The sequence below is a fragment of the Bradyrhizobium sp. LMTR 3 genome (genome assembly GCF_001693485.1).
Taxonomy (GTDB): Bacteria; Pseudomonadota; Alphaproteobacteria; order Rhizobiales; family Xanthobacteraceae; genus Bradyrhizobium.
In genome coordinates this window covers 1-18,898 of record NZ_MAXC01000014.1, presented here as the reverse complement: position 1 = coordinate 18,898, position 18,898 = coordinate 1, and the positions used below count along the sequence as shown (strand labels likewise).

The 18,898-nt window shown below is 62.2% G+C and carries 15 protein-coding genes and 1 tRNA gene; 13 read left to right on the top strand and 3 right to left on the bottom strand.

Going from position 1 to position 18,898, the window contains the following annotated elements:
* Nucleotides 1-9: 9 nt before the first annotated feature.
* The 4 genes from LMTR3_RS14595 to LMTR3_RS14585 all read left to right on the top strand — a co-directional run bounded on the left by LMTR3_RS14595 (nt 10) and on the right by LMTR3_RS14585 (nt 2,255).
* Entirely contained in the window at nt 10-315 is a 306-nt protein-coding gene (locus tag LMTR3_RS14595) for a hypothetical protein (RefSeq protein WP_065745789.1), read from the top strand.
* Between the two features lie 14 nt (nt 316-329).
* Nucleotides 330-737, top strand: coding sequence for an AbiV family abortive infection protein (locus LMTR3_RS14590; protein ID WP_065745788.1), 408 nt, complete (start codon nt 330-332; stop codon nt 735-737).
* Nucleotides 738-1,210: 473 nt separating this feature from the next.
* Nucleotides 1,211-1,696, top strand: coding sequence for a hypothetical protein (locus tag LMTR3_RS37585; protein ID WP_141686622.1), 486 nt, complete (start codon nt 1,211-1,213; stop codon nt 1,694-1,696).
* An 88-nt stretch (nt 1,697-1,784) separates the two neighbouring features.
* Nucleotides 1,785-2,255, top strand: a complete 471-nt coding sequence (locus LMTR3_RS14585; RefSeq protein WP_141686621.1) for a hypothetical protein — start codon at nt 1,785-1,787, stop codon at nt 2,253-2,255.
* A 120-nt stretch (nt 2,256-2,375) separates the two neighbouring features.
* Here the strand turns inward: LMTR3_RS14585 and LMTR3_RS14580 are convergent, their stop codons facing one another.
* Nucleotides 2,376-2,954, bottom strand: a complete 579-nt coding sequence (locus LMTR3_RS14580; protein WP_065745786.1) for a hypothetical protein — start codon at nt 2,952-2,954, stop codon at nt 2,376-2,378.
* A 326-nt stretch (nt 2,955-3,280) separates the two neighbouring features.
* Nucleotides 3,281-3,355 (bottom strand) — tRNA-Asn (locus LMTR3_RS14575).
* A 271-nt stretch (nt 3,356-3,626) separates the two neighbouring features.
* Here LMTR3_RS14575 and LMTR3_RS14570 point away from each other — a divergent pair.
* From LMTR3_RS14570 to LMTR3_RS14550, 5 genes are all read left to right on the top strand, one after another.
* Nucleotides 3,627-3,806: a hypothetical protein gene (locus tag LMTR3_RS14570; RefSeq protein ID WP_065745785.1), complete on the top strand. Its 180-nt coding sequence runs from the start codon at nt 3,627-3,629 to the stop codon at nt 3,804-3,806.
* A 143-nt stretch (nt 3,807-3,949) separates the two neighbouring features.
* Nucleotides 3,950-4,615, top strand: coding sequence for a protein-L-isoaspartate O-methyltransferase family protein (locus LMTR3_RS14565; protein ID WP_065745784.1), 666 nt, complete (start codon nt 3,950-3,952; stop codon nt 4,613-4,615).
* A gap of 249 nt (nt 4,616-4,864) precedes the next feature.
* Nucleotides 4,865-6,271 (top strand): TolC family outer membrane protein, encoded by a 1,407-nt coding sequence (locus tag LMTR3_RS14560; protein ID WP_065745783.1) that lies wholly within the window; start codon nt 4,865-4,867, stop codon nt 6,269-6,271.
* 318 nt (nt 6,272-6,589) lie between these two features.
* Nucleotides 6,590-7,291 carry a PopZ family protein gene (locus LMTR3_RS14555; RefSeq protein ID WP_065745837.1) on the top strand — a complete coding sequence of 234 codons (702 nt, stop codon included), beginning with the start codon at nt 6,590-6,592 and terminating at the stop codon, nt 7,289-7,291.
* 233 nt (nt 7,292-7,524) lie between these two features.
* Nucleotides 7,525-10,392 carry a valine--tRNA ligase gene (locus LMTR3_RS14550; RefSeq protein WP_065745782.1) on the top strand — a complete coding sequence of 956 codons (2,868 nt, stop codon included), beginning with the start codon at nt 7,525-7,527 and terminating at the stop codon, nt 10,390-10,392.
* Between the two features lie 201 nt (nt 10,393-10,593).
* Here the strand turns inward: LMTR3_RS14550 and LMTR3_RS14545 are convergent, their stop codons facing one another.
* Nucleotides 10,594-12,900: a glycoside hydrolase family 113 gene (locus LMTR3_RS14545; protein ID WP_065745781.1), complete on the bottom strand. Its 2,307-nt coding sequence runs from the start codon at nt 12,898-12,900 to the stop codon at nt 10,594-10,596.
* A 318-nt stretch (nt 12,901-13,218) separates the two neighbouring features.
* On the opposite strand from LMTR3_RS14545, the gene LMTR3_RS14540 reads away from it, so the two are divergent.
* The 4 genes from LMTR3_RS14540 (at nt 13,219) to LMTR3_RS14525 (ending at nt 18,013) form a co-directional block, all read left to right on the top strand.
* Complete coding sequence (locus tag LMTR3_RS14540; protein WP_065745780.1) at nt 13,219-14,094, top strand: LysR substrate-binding domain-containing protein; 876 nt, start codon at nt 13,219-13,221, stop codon at nt 14,092-14,094.
* Between the two features lie 192 nt (nt 14,095-14,286).
* On the top strand, nt 14,287-14,922 hold the full coding sequence (locus LMTR3_RS14535; protein WP_065745779.1) for a (2Fe-2S)-binding protein: 636 nt from the start codon (nt 14,287-14,289) through the stop codon (nt 14,920-14,922).
* Nucleotides 14,923-14,924: 2 nt separating this feature from the next.
* Complete coding sequence (locus LMTR3_RS14530; RefSeq protein ID WP_065745778.1) at nt 14,925-15,902, top strand: FAD binding domain-containing protein; 978 nt, start codon at nt 14,925-14,927, stop codon at nt 15,900-15,902.
* Nucleotides 15,899-18,013, top strand: a complete 2,115-nt coding sequence (locus LMTR3_RS14525; protein ID WP_065745777.1) for a xanthine dehydrogenase family protein molybdopterin-binding subunit — start codon at nt 15,899-15,901, stop codon at nt 18,011-18,013. The genes LMTR3_RS14530 and LMTR3_RS14525 overlap by 4 nt, the downstream gene beginning before the upstream one ends.
* Nucleotides 18,014-18,898 lie beyond the last annotated feature (885 nt).

The window sequence follows — 18,898 nt, the reverse complement described above, 5'->3', positions numbered from 1 at the left end:
GGGGGCGACATGGAGTTCGAGCTTAAGGGCGCGCTGAAAAAATATCGCCGGATGCGATCGTGGCGGCGCGCTGGCATGGCGATCATGGCAATCGGTGCGATCTCCGCGCCGTGGCTTCTCGATCTGGGTCGGACGGACACGCTGATATGCTGGCTGGGCGCGGTCACCGTGTGGACGGTGGGCGAACTCGAAATGCGATTGAAGACAATCCAGATACGGCTAGCAGGCGTGAGCGATCAACTGAATGCGCTCACCGGCAGAGACCCCGACCAGGGTCCGGATTCTGATTTGATTCTCGAACTCAACGACTGGTGACGGGAAGGATCAGTATGGAACCACACGAACGCACGGCGGTCATCGCAAATGCTGCGCGGCTTTTGCAGGATGCAAAACTTTTGTTCGACCACACCCGCTTCGCCAGCGCCTTTGCGCTTGCCGTCCTTGGCGTCGAAGAAATCGGAAAAGTGATCCTCGATATTTGGGGGAGCACTGCGACTCTCTCAAAGCCCGTGGTTCGGCGTAGTGCTCATATCAGAAAGCAGGCTGCCGTCAGTTCACTGCTTCTTGCGTCATTCGCGGTAAGCGAGTTTGGGACTGAAGTTGATGATGCGGATGAGGAGCTTATTCAACGCGTCGCGGAGGCCTTTAGGCTGAGCCGGGAAGGACAACTCATGTCCCAGGTGCACGGCGGCGCGCTCGATAAGACCAAGCAGCTTGGCCTTTACCGTGACGACTGACGGATGCATCGCTGCATGCCGATCAGTTCAGTGACGCTGACGTTGATGCGATCTTCACGATTGCGCGCCGCGCGATCGCGATCGTGGACGATGCGCGGATCATGCGCACGGGGCGAGCGATCTACGAAACATCGCCCTGAGGCCTATGACTATGACTGAGCAGGCCTGTGCCGGATGGAGCGGCGCGTCGGCTCCGACACCGACACTGACGTATTCGATCAAGGCGATGATGTGTGCCGGCCGTTTCAGAGCGGCGTCGCCGCCGACCACATCTGTTCGTAGGCCTCGATCTTGAAGTTTTCACGGAACGGCGCGCTTGGCGGATGCAGAGCTAAATGCGGCTGCAAACGATACAATCACCTTGTGCGGCCAAATCGTTTTTGCCCTCATTGGGAGGGGGGAGGCACTGTGCCGTCGACCGTCAAGAGCCGTTTCTTGACCTAAGAGGGAGTAGCGTATTCCGACCACTAAGGATGGACCGCTTCGACGATCCGAAAACAGTTGAAGGCCACAGCCTGCGGACCTTGCGTGATGCAACCGACCAGATCGTCGGTTACCTCCGAAGACATCGCGGCAGAGCGGCGGATCATGATGCTGGCGCAGATGGCGATCCTGAAGGCAATCCATCATGGGGTTCAACCCAAGATTTCATCGCGAAGAACAAGGTAAAAAATATCAGGTTGTCAGCTAAACTACCACCCTCGAATCGCCGGAGTGCCAATCGTGGGACAAGCTCGAATAAAGCGACAGACGCTCGCGGCAATGCTCGCCGGTGCGCCAGGTTGCATTTATTGCGCTGGCGCGAACGTCGCGACGACCGTCGAACACATGCCACCGAAAATCGTATTTGTGGGAAAGCATCGCCCGAAAGGACTAGAATTTCCAGCTTGCAAAGCCTGCAATTACAACACCCGTCATACCGATTTGATCGCCGCGATGCTCGCGCGAAGCTGGTCTAATGTTGAAACGGACACTGCTCGGGATGACGTCGTGAGATTATACAGGGCGGTCAGCAACAACATGCCCGCAGTTCTCCATGAGATGTACATGGGCCGCGCGGCGGAAAAACTAGCTCGCAAACGGAGGAACATTCCTCGTGACGGTCATCCACTCCGCGCAGACGGTCCGCTGTTGAACCATCACGTTCTGACGTTCGCTGCCAAACTCGGATTCGCGTTGCACCAGGAAGTCACCGGAAGCTGGGTACCAAACGGTGGAGGCGTCCAGGTGATGTGGTTCTCTAACGTACAGGCGCTCAATGGTGAGATACCGGAGTCGCTCTTCACGATGCTGCCAACCCGCCTCACTCTTCAGCAGGGCACAAAGAGCGTCGCCGACCAATTCGAGTATGCCACGTCACCCGTAGAGCAAGAGCATATGCTGTACTACACATCGTTCAACCAGTCCTTCGCCGTCGCCGGAGTTGTCGCACGAGATCGAGCGATCTATCTCAACTCTCACCCAGAGGTCAGGATTTTCTCCCCGGGGGATTTCCTAACGACGCGCGATGCACAATGACCCCCTGATGTCGATGGGAGACGACAACGATGCAGACAGCGGACTGGGCACTCGGCCCCGGGACCACCGGGGCCGCGCAAAGACGCATCAGCGGGACTCGGACTTTGGCGGCGGTGATGCTCATCGGGTTTTTACCGCCGCGCAGAACTGTTCCGTGACCGCCGTCGTTTCCTCGGTGATGTTCCAGCCGTTCGTCTCGGCGTTTTCCTTGGCCAACTTCTGCGCGATCTGAAGCATCTTTTTGATTTGCGCGTACGGTTTCCAGTCGGCCTTGGACAGCTTGACGGGGGGCGCACCGCAGACGTTGTGGGCAATCGCTTTCTGCACACTAGTGCTGACGTCGCTCATGTGGTCCTCGACCACGGCGGTGAAGCGCGCCTTGGCGTATTGGCTGTTGGCTGCGATGAAGTCCTTGCAGAAGGTGGCCCGTTGACCTCCGTCGCGGGCCTTGATGTAGGCCGTCTGCGTTTCATAATGGAGGCGATAGGCAAGTTTGTTGGCGTTCGGGTCGGATTTCACCGCTTCATGCATGGCGCGGTGGTCATCCAAGGTGGCGTCATTGATCCTGATGTCACATACTTTGGCGAGGGAGACGACCGGAACGTAGGCCCGCACCTTGGCTTCCAACGCATCATTGGCCTGCGCAACTGGTGCGAACAAGCTGGCGGCGATTGCGAAAGCAGCGCGACAGCGTTTCATTGGTGACATGCTCCAGATCACCGAGCAGCAAGCGGCCGGGTCGGCATCGCGGCGGCCGACCGTACACAAGCGCGGGACCCAGCCGCGAAGCGTCCGGCCCAGAAAGCGGGTTGAGCAACTTATTGCTCGAATTCCTTGGGCGGCTGTCAAGCGCCGATCTTGATCTGGATCACGGTTCCGCTACGTGACCGAGACGGCAGGCCGCAAACGCCGCCTGCGCCGGACGTTGGCCCTGTTGGCTATCCGGCCCCGAACCCCTGCGAATTAAAGGGTTTCTCGGGTATTTGGGATGGAGGCGGACGGCGGATACGGAAAAATAGGCCGATTGGCTCCCCGGGCTGGATTCGAACCAGCGACCATTCGATTAACAGTCGAATGCTCTACCGCTGAGCTACCGAGGAATAGGCGAAACAAAGGTTCGCGAGCGGGCAGCGTATAACAAAGCCTTTCGGGCTTGCAAAGGACCAAATCACAGACTGCGCATTTGCTTGAAGCAGCGCCGGAAAGTCCCCGCACTACAACGGTTTGTGGCTGCTTTCGTCCCCGGGGCAGACGGCGGACGGAACCGGGCGCAGGCAATTGCGTCATCTATGGGGGTCCTGGATCGGGCCGCCAATTCGACTCAATTGGCCCGGAGCCTCCGTGGTGCCGGGTTTCACGGGAGCTGATTCGATGCCAGCCAAAGTGACCGAACTGACGCGTGCGGCACCTCCGATCGTTCCGAGCGACATTCCCGCCATGAGCGACGACGAATGCCTGCATCGGCTCGCGCAAGCCGTCGAAGAACATGACAACGAACATCTGGACGAGGTGGCGCGGCTGATCGCTCGATTAGCCGTCCCGATAGAGTAGGCGAGAGCAGCGGCTTTTCCTGCACCGGCGGCGGTGGGCTCGCAACAGGCGCCCGCATGTTGCGTTTTGCCGGAGCTTGTACCAAAGATGGCCCGGTTTCAGCTCCCCGGCGGCAACGCCGCATGCTTTCAAGGTCTTCGCCTATGTCCGGTTTTGCGACCCCGCGCCAGAAAATGGTCGATGGTCAGGTGCGTCCGAGCGACGTGACCGATATCCGAATTATCGATGCCATGCTGGCGGTGCCGCGCGAGGCCTTCGTTCCCGAAAACAAGCAGGCGCTGGCTTATCTGGATCTCGATCTCGACGTCAGCGAAGGGGGCTCGGCCAAGCGCTTCCTGATCAAGCCGGCAGTACTGGCGAAGATGCTGCAGGCGGCCGAGATCAGGGCGACCGATCGCGTCCTCGTAGTCGGCTGCGCCACCGGCTACGCCGCTGCCGTGATCGCGCGATTCGCGACCCAAGTGACCGCGACGGAGAGCGATTCGGCGCTGGCGGCGAGGGCACAGGCGATTCTGGCCGCCAATGGCTGTGGAAACGTGACAGTTCGGACCGCGGCGCCTGCCGATGGTGACCCGGCGAACGCACCTTATGATGTCATCGTGCTGAACGGCGCAACCGAGATCGTGCCGGAACGGCTGTACGGGCAACTCCGGAATGGTGGCCGATTGGTAGGCGTTTTTGCAAAGTCGCAGCCGGCGCGGGCCACCATGGTGACCTGTTCGCACGGCGATTTCGGTCACCGGACGCTGTTCGATGCCGCTGCCCCCGTGCTGCCCGGCATGGAACTTGTTCCGGCCTTCGTTTTCTAGCCTTTCAGCCCTTCCCACGCCCAATAATCGCCCGCGGCGGCCAGCTAAATCCTCTTCGAAATCAGAAGTGTGGCCCGATTGCCCCACGTGAAGAGTTTCGTCGGCGGTTTGCTCGTGGGGGTGTTCCGTCCGGCCTACGTGCGGAATAAGGTGAGCCGGGACTCACTTCAAGTGAAGCGACGTTCGGTTAATGATCGTGTGCGATCATGTTCATGGGCCGGGCGTTCAAAAATGATTGGATTGCTTGGGATGCGTGGGGTGAAGGCATTTGCCGGGGCCGCGGCTTCGGCCCTTCTATTAGTATGTATGGGCTCGACGCCCGTCTTGGCCGACACAATTGAGGCAGCGCTGGTGCGCGCCTATCAGAACAATCCGCAGCTCAACGCGCAGCGCGCGCAGGTGCGCGTGACCGACGAGAACGTGCCGCAGGCGCTGTCGGGCTATCGTCCCAGGGTTGCGGTCACCGCAAGCGCGGGCGTCCAATATACGGATACGCTGAGCACGCAGGGCGGCACCCCGGACAATCTCGTGAGAACCCCTATTGTCGGCGCCAATTCGCCGCGCAGCATCGGTGGGACCGTCACGCAGACGCTCTTTAACGGCCAGCAGACCGCGAACAGGACCAGGGCCGCGGAGGGCCAGGTCTCCGGCGCACGCGAAGCGCTGCGCGCACTCGAGCAAACCGTGTTGCTCAGTGCCGCGACGATCTACATGGACTATCTGCGCGATTCCGCGATCGTCGAGGTGCAGAAGAGCAACGTTCGCGTGCTCGAGCAGACGCTGAAACAGACGCGCGACCGCTTCAATGTCGGCGAAGTCACCCGCACCGACGTCGCGCAGTCGGAAGCGCAGCTCGCCGCCGGCAAGACGCAGCTCCTGACCGCCGAAGCCAATCTGACGACGACGCGCTCGAACTTCCGCCGCATCATCGGCAACGAGCCGCAAGCGCTTGCGCCGGGCTCGCCGGTCGACCGCTTCCTGCCGTCGACATTGCCGGCCGCCGTCGAGCTTGGCTTGATCCAAAACCCGAACGTCACCGCGGCGATGTTCGGCATCGATGTCAGCTACCTCCAGGTGAAGGTTGCCGAAGGCGCGCTGCTGCCGACGGTCACGGTGCAGGCCTCGGTGCAGCAGGCCTATGAGCAGAGCCTGATCCAGTACCGCTCGTTCGGCGCATCCGTGACTACGCAGCTCTCGGTGCCGATCTATCAGGGCGGCGCAGAATATTCGCTGATCCGCCAGTCCAAGGAAACGGCGGCGCAACAACGTCTCGTGCTCGATCAGACTCGGGATCAGACCCGCGCCAACGTAGTCACGGCATGGGGGCAGCTCGTCGCCGGCAAGGCGCAGGTGGCTTCCGCCCAGGCGCAGGTGCAGGCGTCCGAGATCGCGCTGAACGGCGTGCGTGAGGAAGCCAAGGCCGGACAGCGCACCACGCTGGACGTGCTGAACGCGCAGCAGGCGCTGGTGAACGCGCGCGTTGCGCTGGTCACTGCGCAGCATGACCGCGTGGTGGCGTCATACTCCGTGCTGAACACGATCGGGCGTCTGTCGCCGCAGGTGCTTAACCTGCCCACGACGGTTTATGACCCGAGCGTGCACTATCATCAGGTACGCGATAGCTGGGCCGGCGTTCGTACACCCGACGGCCGCTGACGTCTGCGTAAATCCCGCGCAACACGGGACGAATATCATCGCCCGGCGCCTCAAGCGCCGGGCGCTTTGCTTGCAATCATTTACGGCCATGACGTACCGTTTCCGGGGCGAGCTGAGCGATTCGCGGCCAGCGTCTTTGCATCTCACGGACGCGCGCCGGGTCGTATTTTGAGGGGAGCAGACCTCCCGCGCGATGCCGCGGGCGGGCTTGATCTGGGGACAAGTCAGGCTTGTGCGATGAAAATCCCGGCCTGCATTTCCGGAACCGGCAATTCCCTCTTGGCTTTGGTGTAAAATGGTTTCGATTTGGAGTCGGAGATGACGCAGCCTGCAAAGGTCCAAGAGCCCTCGATGGAGGAGATTCTGGCGTCGATCCGTCGCATCATTGCCGACGACGAGGCAAAGCCTGCCGCTGCCAAGCCGGAGGCCGCCGCGGCGCCGCCACCGAAACCGGTGATGAAGGACATCCCGCCGTCGGCCATTGCTCCCAAGCCGGCTGCTCCGAAGCCTGCGCCGGCCCCGCCGCCGCCTGCACCCGCGCCTGAACCGGTCGCCAGCAACAGCCAGGACGACATCGACGCGATGCTGGCGAGCCTCGACGCGGCAACGCCCGAGGCCGATATCAGGCCGGCGCCGCAGCCGGAAGCCGACGTGTTCGAACTCACCGACGAGATGGCGCTGCCGGATCCGGCGCCACCGCCACCGAAAGCCTCCTTCAACAAGATCGAGCCGGAGGACGACATCGAGTTCAGCGAGTCCCACAGGGGGCGGCCAGCCCACGAGCCGCCGCCGTTCGAAGCACCGCAGCAGCCGATCTTGTCGCGCTCGACCGTCTCCGCGGTCGAAACTGCCTTCAATTCGCTGGCCAATACCGTGCTGAGCAATAACGCGCGGACGCTGGAAGATTTGGTCAAGGAAATGCTGCGGCCGATGCTGAAATCCTGGCTCGATGACAATCTGCCGGGATTGGTGGAGCGGATCGTCAAGGCCGAAATCGAGCGGGTTTCGCGCGGGCGCTAGTTCCGGGCGGATCGATCCCATTCGGACAGTCAAACCGGCGTTATCGCGGCTTCCCGCTGCCCCGGACTTAAGTTGTCAGGTTGACTTGAGGCGCTGTGGCGGCTTTCTAGGGGCCGGCCCGGCGCCGATCACATCAGAACCGGGCGGGACCCACGTTATTTTGATGCGTATTCTCTAAGCGGACCGGCGACGGATTGCTCGAGAGCGCCCCCGACATCCCCAATTGCAGTGCCATGATCGAAAAAAACTACCAGCCCGCCGATATCGAAAGCCGTATGTCACGGATCTGGGAGGAAAGCGGCGCGTTCAAGGCCGGCCGCCCGGAACGGAAAGATGCCGCACCGTTCACCATCGTGATCCCGCCGCCCAACGTGACGGGCTCGCTGCATATGGGCCACGCGCTGAACAATACGCTGCAGGACATTCTCTGCCGCTTCGAGCGCATGCGCGGCCGCGACGTGCTGTGGCAGCCGGGCACCGACCATGCCGGCATCGCGACCCAGATGGTGGTCGAGCGGCAATTGATGGAACGGCAGGAGCCGGGCCGCCGCGACCTCGGCCGCGCCAAATTCCTCGAGCGGGTCTGGCAGTGGAAGGCGGAGAGCGGCGACACCATCGTCAATCAGTTGAAGCGCCTCGGCGCCTCCTGCGACTGGTCGCGCGAACGTTTTACGATGGACGAGGGGCTGTCGCGCGCCGTCGTGAAAGTGTTCGTCGAACTGCACCGCGAAGGCCTGATCTACAAAGACAAGCGGCTGGTGAACTGGGACCCGAAACTGCTCACCGCAATCTCTGATCTCGAGGTGCAGCAGGTCGAGGTCAAGGGCAGCCTCTGGTATCTGCGCTATCCGATCGAGGGCAAGACATTTAGCCCCGACGATCCCACGACCTTCATCGTGGTCGCGACCACGCGTCCCGAAACGATGCTGGGCGACACCGCGGTTGCCGTGCATCCGGAGAACGAGCGGATCGGGCACCTGATCGGGCAGCATGTGATCCTGCCGCTGGTCGGCCGCCGCATCCCCATCATCGGCGACGACTACGCCGATCCCGAAAAGGGTTCAGGCGCGGTCAAGATCACGCCGGCGCACGACTTCAACGACTTCGAGGTCGGCAAGCGTCACGGCCTGCCGCAGATCAACGTGTTCGATCGCGAGGGCTGCATGGCCCTCGTCGACAATGAGGATTATCTGCGAAGCTTGCCGGAAGGCGCGCTGATGCTCGCGGAAGAGCTCCACAATGTCGATCGCTTTGCCGCGCGCAAGAAGATCGTGGCGCGGCTGGAAGATTTCGGCTTTTTGGAAAAGATCGAGCCGAACACGCACATGGTGCCGCATGGCGACCGCTCCGGCGTGGTGATCGAGCCCTATCTGACCGACCAGTGGTATGTCGACGCCAAGACAATGGCGCAGCCGGCGATCGCGGCCGTGCGCTCGGGCGCGACCAGCTTCGTGCCGAAGAACTGGGAAAGGACCTATTTCGAGTGGATGGAAAACATCCAGCCCTGGTGCATCTCGCGCCAGCTTTGGTGGGGTCATCAGATCCCGGCCTGGTACGGGCCTGACGGCAAGGTGTTCGTCGCCGAGACCGAAGACGAAGCCGTCGGCAACGCACTCGGCTACTACGTCGAGCAGGAAGTTATCACGCCGGAGCAGGGCCGCGAGATGGCGCTGGATCCCGCCAAGCGCGAGGGCTTCATCACGCGCGACGAGGACGTGCTCGACACCTGGTTTTCATCCGGGCTGTGGCCGTTCTCTACGCTCGGCTGGCCCGACGAAACGGCGGAAGTGAAGCGCTACTATCCCACCAACGTGCTCGTTACCGGATGGGACATCATCTTCTTCTGGGTCGCCCGGATGATGATGATGGGCCTGCACTTCATGAAGGACGCGCCGTTCTCGACCGTCTACATCCACCGCCTGGTTCGCGACGAGAAGGGCGCGAAGATGTCGAAGTCGAAAGGCAACGTCATCGATCCCTTGGGCGTCATCGACGATTTCGGTGCGGACGCGCTGCGCTTTGCGCTGGCGCGCGGCGCGGCTCACAGCCACGACATCAAGCTTTCGCCGCAACTGGTCGAAACCAACCGCAATTTCGCGACCAAACTCTGGAACGCCTGCCGCTTTGCCGAGATGAACGGCTGCGAGAAGCCGGACGGCTTCGATTCTGTGAATGCCAGGGAGACGCTGAACCGCTGGATCGCGCATGAAACCTCGCGCGCCACGCGTGAGGTCACCGAGGCGATCGAGGGCTATCGCTTCAACGATGCGGCGAATGCGATCTATCGTTTCGTCTGGAACATCTATTGCGACTGGTATCTCGAACTCGCAAAGCCGGTGCTGATGGGCGAGGAGGGCGCGGCGAAAACCGAGACCCGTGCCATGATCGCCTGGGCACGCGACGAGATCCTCAAATTGCTGCATCCGTTCATGCCCTTCATCACCGAGGAGCTCTGGGCGGTCACGGCCAAGCGCGACGGCCTGCTGGTGTTGGCGGAATGGCCGCGCAAGGTCAGTTCGGTTACCGCCGAGCAGATCGCCGCGATGGCGTTGGCAGGACCCGGCGATCCAGTGCTTGCACCGGCCATGGTCGCGCTCGATGCCGGCGATTTCAGCGATCCGGCCGCCGAGGCCGAAATCGGCTGGGTCGTCGACCTCGTCACTGCCATCCGTTCGGTACGTTCGGAAATGAACATCCCGCCGGCTACATTGATCCCGGTGGTGCTGTCGGGTGCGTCCGAGGAGACAAAGGAACGCGCGCAGCGCTGGAACGACATCGTCAAGCGGTTGGCGCGGCTGGCCGAGATCAATTTTGCAGACCGCCCGCCGGAAGGCGCCGTTCAGTTGCTCGTGCGCGGCGAGGTCGTGGCGCTGCCGCTCAAGGGCGTGATCGATCTGTCGGCCGAAAAGGCCAGGCTCGACAAGGAAATCGTCAAGGCCGACGCCGACATCAAGCGCGTCGACGCCAAACTCGGCAATGAGAAATTCGTGGCCAACGCGCCTGAAGAGATCGTCGAAGAGGAAAAGGAAAAGCGCGAGGCGGCGGTCGCGCGCAAGGCAAAGCTGCAGGAAGCGCTGGAACGGCTGAAGCTGGCGTCCTGAATGACGCCTGACTGATGCAAGGCGCTGAACTATCCGCGTCATTGCGAGAGGCGAAGCGACGAAGCAATCCATCCATCCGTTATGCCGCGATAAGGATTGCTTCGCGGAGCCTGTCATCCGGCGGCGCTTCGCGCCGACCGGGTGGCTCGCAATGACGGCCGAGATAGTTCGAGTCACCACCGAAGAACTGATCGATAAGCCTCACACGAACAGAAAGTCGCCGGCGTGGAGCTGGCTCGTTGTCTTGTTCTGAATCTCGATCGCATTGTTGGCGTCGACCGTGATCACGACGCTGGTGCCGACGTCGGCCATGTGCGGTTGGAGCGCGCTGAAGTCGGCAAACACCGTTTTGCTGAACTGAATGATATCCTGCACGCCATTGGCATTCTCGAAATCGGCAACGGTGTCCTTGCCGAAGCCGGGGGCAAAGACGAACGTGTCGTTGCCGGTGCCGCCGGCCAGATAATCGTTTCCGCCAGCGCCGATCAGCCGGTCGTTGCCGCTGCCGCCATACAGGAACTCGCTGCCCGTGCCGCCCTGCAAGCTGTCATTGCCGTCGTCTCCGGACATCTGGGTTGCCGCCGGACCGCCCTTGAGCTGGTCGTCGCCGGCGTTGCCGTGCATCGTATCCGGTCCGCCGCCGCCGGAGAGATAGTCATTGCCGTCGCCGCCATTCAGGACATTGGCTACCCAGCTACCATAGAGCTGGTCTTTGCCGCTGCCGCCGTTGAGCAGGGCGCCGGTATCGCCGGTGCTGGCCTTGATGACGTCGTTGCCGTCGTCGCCATAGAGCTGATCGGTCGCCGTGGTGATGCCGGCGCCGCTGTTGATCGTGTCGTCGTCCGCCCCGCCGTGAATCACATCGGCGCCGGGACCGCCGTTGATGGTGTCATTGCCCGCGCCACCCTGGATCATGTCAGTCGCGGCGCCGCCGCTGATCACGTCCTTGCCCGGGCCTCCTTCCAGATCGTCATTATCGGTCGACGAACCGAAGAACAGGTCCTGGCGGCCGGTCATGTCATAGTGGATGGACTTGTTCTGGTAGAGGTTCCACGTCCCCGGCGAACTCGGATTGATGCCTTCCGACACAGCAAGGTGCTCGCCGTTGACGGTGATGTCCTTGATGTAAAGGTTGCGGTCGCCATTGGCGTTGGCGATGTCGTTGATGAAGGCGAGATCGAGACTGGAGACGGTGGCCGGGTTGGCGAATGTGAACGTGAAGGTCTGGAAACCCGATGGGTCGGTCGCGCCGTGGAATTCGACGGTGCTGCCGATCTGCTGCCCGTTGATCAGGAGCTGCATTTTGGCGCCGACGCCGTCGACGACGGAGCTGTAGCCCGTCACCGTGACGGTGGTTTCCGTGAGTTTCGGAATGGTATCGGGGCCGCCGGTAATGGTGTCGTCGCCGCCGCCTGCCTTGATCGTGTCGTTGCCGACCCCGCCCGACAGCACGTCATTGCCGCCACCGACATCCATCAAATCGGCAGACGGAGAACCCGTCAGCGTCTGGCCGGGCGGCTGGTGCTGACCTCCGTACCATTCGGTAATCAACTCCTGCGCAGGCTTGCCTTGAGGCGAGTAGCCGATCGGCGAATATTTATTGTTCGTATCCCAGTTCCAGATCGACGCGCCCCTGAACCAGCTTCCGCCTTCCGATCCCCACACCTGAAAGAAGGCGTTGAAGGCATCGTATTGTTCCTGGACATCCTGCGTCGTGCCTTCGGCCCAGCCGCCCGGGCTGATATTGGTTCCGTCGAGGCTGCGATAACCGGTTTCGGTGAAGAACACCTGCTTGTCGTACTGCAAGGCAAGGGAATGGAAGAAATCGACCGGCGACATGTGATTCATCACCTTCGCCCAGTAGTCGTCCGTGGACATGCTGTTCCACGCATTGACCATCTCCTCGACGGTCGGCTCGGTTGTCGTTGTCAGCGGCGGATAAGCGTTGATCCCGATGACATCGACCTTGTCCCAAAAGCTGACATTGATGGCTTCGTCGGTCGCGGCTGCATAGGTGATCTCGCCGTGGAACACGGCGCGTACGGAATCGATGAGGTCGACCCAGTAGCTTCGATATTGGGGTCCGGAGAGTTTGCCCAGCTCATTGCCGATCGAGAGCATGGTTACGCCGGCTTGCTCGGCGAGTTCAGCCATGTGAACCATGTGGTTCTTGTAGGAAGCGAAGAAAGCAGCGGGATCGCTCGGAATGAGTGCGTAGGCGAGCGTGCCATCGAGGGCCGAGACCATGGGCTTCAGCGTGACCGAAAGGCCGAGCGCCTGCGCATTTGCCATGGCCTGGAGAATATTGGCGTCGCTCTCGGTCTTGTTGGGATCGGCGAAGACGTCATTCGACGTCCTGGTTTGCATGAAGAGCCGTGGAGCGAGCTCGATCGAGTTTGCATTGGTGCCCGCGATCGCCTGCATGGCGGTGAGCGCGGAACCGGCGACGAATGCACCATTGTAGTTGGAGAGGAATCCAAATCCCTGAACAGGAAACACGCCCGCCATCTACAGCTCCTCTTCTCTTGCAGTTTTCTGTTGCTGGTTGGTGGCGCCGTCGTTCGCGCAAATTCACCACGTGTTCCGCATGTTCGACGCAGCACAATTTGTGAGCACTTCACTCGTGCAAAGCGAAACAGCAGACCACACTTACGTACTCAACGTGGGCGTGTCGTGACGGGAATAAGTCGATGTTGCGATTGTTCATGAAGCGATGTGCGTCGTTACGGCGATGTTTACCATTTCAATTCAATTCGAAACGGCTTGGCGGTTCCACTGCTTCGGTGTGCGCTATTGCTGGTCAGGACGCGAAAGGGGCTCGACCGCATGAATCTTCGACAGATCGAGACGTTCGCGGCGGTGATGAGGTGCGGTACCGCGTCGCGAGCGGCGGAGGTTCTGGGCGTGACACAGCCCGCGGTGAGTCGGAGTATTGGTGAGTTCGAGCGATCGGTCGGTTTCCCGCTCTTTGCCAGGATCCGCAATCGCCTGGTCGCCACACCGGAAGCTCGCATGCTGTACGAGGAGGTCAAGGCCGCCTTTCACGGCATTGATGCGATCCGCGCCGTCGCTGCCCGCATTCGTGATCACGGCTCTGGCGAGATTCGCATTGCTTCGCTCTTTGCGGCCAGCCACTCGGTCATACCGAAAGCAGTCGCGATATTTCGGAGGAAACATCCGCAGGCTCGGATTACGTTGCTTGTCCTGCCGTCGCGCGACGTGCGCGATCTGATCGCGTCTGGCCAATTTGATGTGGGCCTGGCAGCAGACATGATCGATACGACGGGCATCGTGCATGAAAACTTCATGGCTCGCGATGCGCTTTGCGCCCTTCCGATCGGACATGAACTCTCCTCCAGGAAGATCATCGTGCCGATGGACCTGCATGACGTACCCTTCGTTGCCTACCTGCCGGAGGACCGTTTCAGGCAAAGGGTTGACGGGGTGTTGGCGGCTGCCGGTGCAATCCCGAAAATCGTTGTCGAAACCGCCTTTGCCCCCACAGCTCTTGCTTTGGTTGCCGCAGGCGTGGGTGTTACGCTTGCAAGTCCGCATGCGATCGGCGGCTTCGATCGGTCGAAAATCGTGGTGAAGCAATTCAAGCCAGGCGTCGATGTCCGGGTCTTGCTGCTGCTTCCCTCCGACCGGCCAAAGTCCCAACTCGTGCGCGACTTTGTCGATGCCTTGATGGCCGCACGGTAGGGCGGCGGCTCTACTCGCCGTCACGGCCCACCATAAGTTCCGGGCATCAAGTTATACCGCCGGCTCAATTGTGCGGTTCGCTTCTCGCGGTATCATCTGTGAAATCACAACCACGGCCTTCAACGCGCACCGAGCGCTACCGGACGCGCGGTTCGACCGTTGTATTCCATAAGTGTACGAGAGGAGAAGCAAATGCACGAACTTGCTGATAGCAGCGGGACCGGTGCCGAGCAGCCAGATGGTCCTCGTCTCGTTCGTCGTGAAGTGCTTGCTCTGGGCGGTGGTGCCGCACTAGCCGCGACGATGCCCGTCAGTGCGCCACGCGCGGCCGCCACCGGCACCTCGCCGGCAGCCGGATCCACCGCAACTGTCCCTGTCCGGCTCGTCGTCAACGGCAGGGAAGTCTCTGTCGAAGTCGATCCCCGCCGCTCACTGCTCGATGTGCTGCGCGAGACGCTCGGTCTCACCGGCACCAAGAAGGGCTGCAATCAGGGCGCCTGCGGCGCTTGCACCGTCCTTCTCAACGGCAGGCGGATCGTCTCCTGCCTGACGCTGGCTGCGATGCATGAGGGGGCTGAGATCAAGACGATCGAGGGCCTTGAAACGAATGGCGAGCTTCATCCGCTCCAGGCTGCGTTCGTCGAGCACGACGGTTTGCAGTGCGGCTTCTGCACCCCCGGACAGATCATGTCGGGAATAGGCTGCATCGCAGAAGGCCATGCAGCTTCGCCAGATGAAATCAGGTTTTGGATGAGTGGCAATATCTGCCGTTGTGGTGCCTATCCTGGCATCGTCGCTGCGGTCGCCGACGCTGCCAAGAGGGCCTGACCATGCTTCCATTCACGCTCGAGAAGGTGACCTCCGTCCAGGCCGCCATCGCCGCCGCATCGTCCGGCCGACGTTTCATCGCCGGCGGCACCACGTTGATCGACCTCATGCGGGAGGAGGTGGAGCAGCCGGCGCATCTCGTCGACATCAACACGCTGCCGCTTTCCGAAATCCGCATCGAGGGTTCCGATCTCGTGATCGGCGCGCTCGCCCGCATGGCCGATGTCGCTGCCCATTCCGACGTGCAACGCCTGCACCCGCTTGTCGCCGAAAGCCTGATCGAGGGCGCCTCGCCGCAGTTGCGCAACATGGCCTCCATCGGCGGCAACCTGCTCCAGCGCGTGCGCTGCCCCTATTTCCGGATGCACGACGCGCCCTGCAACAAGCGCACCCCGAACTCCGGCTGCGCCGCCATCGAAGGCCTCAATGCCGGCCACGCCATTCTGGGCACGAGCGATCATTGCGTGGCAACGCATCCTTCGGACGTCGCCGTCGCGCTGGTCGCGCTCGATGCCACGATGCAGGTGAGGGGGCCGAGGGGCGAACGCAGCTTTCCGGTCGAGGAACTCTTTCGCTTGCCGGGCGATACGCCGCATCTCGAACACACCCTGCTGCCTGGCGAGCTCATCCTCGCGGTGCGGGTCCCCGGTGGCCCGTCCAGCCGGCGGGCGCGCTATCTCAAGGTGCGCGACCGCGCCTCTTACGAGTTCGCACTCGTATCCGCCGCCGCCGCACTCGATGTCGAGGATGGCGTGATCCGTCAGGCGCGGCTCGCTGTCGGCGGCGTGGGCACTCGGCCGTGGCGCCTGCGCATGGTGGAGAAAGCGCTGATCGGCAAGGCACCGGATCGCAAAATCTTCGAAACAGCCGCCCGGCTGGCACTCGAAGGAGCCCGTCCCTTGTCGGGCAATCACTACAAGCTCGAACTCCTGCCCCGGACGATCGTCCGCGCCTTTGAAATGACGGGAGAAGCCGCATGACCACGAACGTGATCGGAAACCCGCTGCCGCGCGTGGACGGTCGTGCCAAGGTCACGGGCGCGGCGCGCTATGCGGCCGATTTCAACCAAGGCGGCCAGGCCTATGCGGTGATCGTCGGTGCCACGGTGGGGCTTGGCCGCGTGACCGGTATCGAGACCGCGCCGGTTGAGAAGATGCCGGGCGTCGTTGCCGTTATCACCCATCGCAATGCGCCGCGCCTGCCATACGCGCCGCACAAGAGCTATATCGATCCGGCAACAGGCGAGCGGCTGCATGTGCTGCAGGACGACCAGGTGCGCTTCTACGGGCAACCGGTAGCGATCGTCGTCGCCGATACGCTCGACCAGGCGGAGCGCGCGGCTGCGGCGCTGCGCGTCTCCTACACGGCCGAGCGGCCGCTCGTTGATCCTGCCGACCCCAAAGCCCGACCTGTCGTTCCGGAAGCCGGGAAGCAGCCGGATGCGAGGCTTCCGGCCGACACCGCGCGCGGCAATGCCGATAGCGCTCTCGCGGACGCGCCAGTGAAGGTCGACGCGATCTACGAAATCGCGCGCGAAAACCACAATCCGATGGAGCCGCACGCCACCGTCGCGGCCTGGAATGGCAATCGGCTGACGCTGTGGAGCAAGAGCCAGTTCGTCGTCAACGAACAGGCCGAGATCGCGGCCGTGTTCGGCCTGCCGCCCGAGAACGTACAGGTGATCTGTCCGTTTATCGGCGGTGCCTTCGGCACGTCGCTCAGGACGTGGCCGCATGTGACGCTTGCGGCCATGGCGGCGCGACAAGTGGAACGTCCCGTCAAGCTCGTTCTCACGCGCAAGCAGATGTTCTTCATGACGGGCCACCGGCCCCGCACTCTGCAGCGGATGGCTCTCGGGGCCACGGCGGACGGCAAGCTCACCAGCATTGTGCACGAAGGCACCGGCGAGACGAGCCGCTACGAAGAGTTCATGGAGGCCCTGACTTCGGTCACGACCTTCCTGTACTCCACGCCGAACGTGCGGACCCGCTACCGGCTGCTGCCACTCGATATCGGCACCCCGAACCATATGCGCGGCCCCGGCGAGGCAAGCGGTGTCTTTGCGCTCGAATGTGCCGTGGATGAACTGTCGTACAAGCTCGGAATCGATCCGATCGATCTGCGGCGTCGCAACGAGCCGGCGATCGATGAGGGCGAGAACAAACCGTTCTCCAGCCGATCGCTAATGAAATGCCATGACCTCGCCGCCGAACGTTTCGGCTGGTCGCGGCGGTTACCCGTACCTCGTTCGATGCGCGATGGCCGGCTGCTGGTCGGCATGGGTATGGCATCGGCGAGCTATCCGGCCTTCCATGCGCCTGCGAATGCGCGGGCGCGACTGCTGCCGGACGGCACCGCCGAAGTTGAAGTTGCGGCAAGCGACATGGGTCCCGGCACCTACACGTCCATGACGCAGGTTGCCGCCGAGACGCTGGGGCTGCCCGTTGAACGGGTGCGTTTGAGCCTTGGCCGCTCGGACTATCCGCCGGCTCCATCCCATGGCGGCTCATGGACGATGGCCTCGGTCGGCTCTGCGATCCGCGCCGCCTGCATGGCCGTGCAGGAGGAAGCCGCAAGACGCCCTCAGGACGGCCGCCCCGTCGAGGCGACGGCTTCGGCTCAGCGCGACCCCGATGTCGCGGCCCGCTTTTCGATGCACTCCTTTGGAGCGGTCTTTGCAGAGGTGGCCGTCGATCCCGATGTCGGCACGATCCGGCTGCGCCGCGCCGTGGGCGCCTACGGCATCGGCCGTGTCGTAAATCCGCGACTTGCGAGGAGCCAATGCATTGGCGGCATGATCGGCGGGATCGGCATGGCGCTGATGGAACGCACGGTCCTCGATCCGCGCGACGGCCGCCCGGTCAACGCCCATATGGCCGATTACCTGCTGCCCGTAAATCTCGACATTCCCCAACTCGAAGCGCACTTCGTCGAGGAGATCGATCCACACGTCAATGCCCTTGGCGTCAAAGGCCTCGGCGAGATCGCGCTCGTCGGCATGGCACCGGCAATCGCCAACGCCGTCTTTCACGCCACCGGCAAGCGCGTGCGCAGCCTGCCGATCCGGATTGAAGATGTGTTGAGCGTGTAGCTCCGGCTTGAGCAGGCGGGTCTGCCGATGGGGCAAATCACTTCTGATTTTCAGAAATCAGGTCAAGCCCTGGAATCAAAAATATTCCGCTTCGCGCCAGACCCAAATCACCGGTAAAACTCCGGCCATCCCGTCCCGAGAAGAGGGGCGTTGGCCATCGTCACTGACGTTGGGGCGGGTTGCGGTGGACGCGGCAGCGTCGGGCGCGTGGATGGGGTCGCAGGGCGGCTTTGCCGTGAGCGAACACAGCGCGCAGGACGTACGGCGCTTAAACGCCTCCGCCAGTACTTCGGCCGGCACGCACTTGGCTGGTTGAAGTCTCTGGCAGAGGAAGCTGCGTACGGCAAAACCGTGTGGTCCTGGCGCCCGTGGCTGGCGTCAAGCCGGCGGAGGTTTGCGAGACCCGACCGGGTTTCCAAAAACCTTCAATCCGCCGGCGATGGAGGCAAAAGGAATTCGTCTCCAGGGAGAGCACGGCATAAGCCGTCAACCCATCGCGCAGGGAATGCCGGGCTGCTCCGGCTGTACCTGTATGCTCGTGTGCGCACTTCTTAAGTGCATTTGCACACGGGACCGCGGGTGCAGCAAGCACCCGGCATTCCCTGCGCCCTCTCATCGGAGAGGGCGGGAAGTTTCAGCAAACCTCGGGCAATTCATGTCGCGAGAATGCAGACGCATATTCAGTTGTCGTCACCCGCGAAGGCGGGTGACCCAGATGCTATGAGGGGGGTGGCGGCAGGGTCAGCGGCGGCGAGGGGATGGACACCCTCGGGCGCCGTGGTCACGCAAAGGAGCACCCCATGTCGCAACCGTTCGACGTCAGCAGGTCCCTCACCGCCTTTGAGCAGGATAACACACTCGTTGCAGTTATCGAGATGAGCCAGT

What these genes read in the sequence shown, in the direction of transcription:
- LMTR3_RS14595 (WP_065745789.1), top strand. Translation starts at nt 10, where the DNA reads ATGGAGTTCGAGCTTAAGGGCGCGCTGAAAAAATATCGCCGGATGCGA.
- LMTR3_RS14590 (WP_065745788.1), top strand. Translation starts at nt 330, where the DNA reads ATGGAACCACACGAACGCACGGCGGTCATCGCAAATGCTGCGCGGCTT.
- LMTR3_RS37585 (WP_141686622.1), top strand. Translation starts at nt 1,211, where the DNA reads ATGGACCGCTTCGACGATCCGAAAACAGTTGAAGGCCACAGCCTGCGG.
- LMTR3_RS14585 (WP_141686621.1), top strand. Translation starts at nt 1,785, where the DNA reads ATGGGCCGCGCGGCGGAAAAACTAGCTCGCAAACGGAGGAACATTCCT.
- LMTR3_RS14580 (WP_065745786.1), bottom strand. Translation starts at nt 2,954, where the DNA reads ATGAAACGCTGTCGCGCTGCTTTCGCAATCGCCGCCAGCTTGTTCGCA.
- LMTR3_RS14570 (WP_065745785.1), top strand. Translation starts at nt 3,627, where the DNA reads ATGCCAGCCAAAGTGACCGAACTGACGCGTGCGGCACCTCCGATCGTT.
- LMTR3_RS14565 (WP_065745784.1), top strand. Translation starts at nt 3,950, where the DNA reads ATGTCCGGTTTTGCGACCCCGCGCCAGAAAATGGTCGATGGTCAGGTG.
- LMTR3_RS14560 (WP_065745783.1), top strand. Translation starts at nt 4,865, where the DNA reads ATGCGTGGGGTGAAGGCATTTGCCGGGGCCGCGGCTTCGGCCCTTCTA.
- LMTR3_RS14555 (WP_065745837.1), top strand. Translation starts at nt 6,590, where the DNA reads ATGACGCAGCCTGCAAAGGTCCAAGAGCCCTCGATGGAGGAGATTCTG.
- LMTR3_RS14550 (WP_065745782.1), top strand. Translation starts at nt 7,525, where the DNA reads ATGATCGAAAAAAACTACCAGCCCGCCGATATCGAAAGCCGTATGTCA.
- LMTR3_RS14545 (WP_065745781.1), bottom strand. Translation starts at nt 12,900, where the DNA reads ATGGCGGGCGTGTTTCCTGTTCAGGGATTTGGATTCCTCTCCAACTAC.
- LMTR3_RS14540 (WP_065745780.1), top strand. Translation starts at nt 13,219, where the DNA reads ATGAATCTTCGACAGATCGAGACGTTCGCGGCGGTGATGAGGTGCGGT.
- LMTR3_RS14535 (WP_065745779.1), top strand. Translation starts at nt 14,287, where the DNA reads ATGCACGAACTTGCTGATAGCAGCGGGACCGGTGCCGAGCAGCCAGAT.
- LMTR3_RS14530 (WP_065745778.1), top strand. Translation starts at nt 14,925, where the DNA reads ATGCTTCCATTCACGCTCGAGAAGGTGACCTCCGTCCAGGCCGCCATC.
- LMTR3_RS14525 (WP_065745777.1), top strand. Translation starts at nt 15,899, where the DNA reads ATGACCACGAACGTGATCGGAAACCCGCTGCCGCGCGTGGACGGTCGT.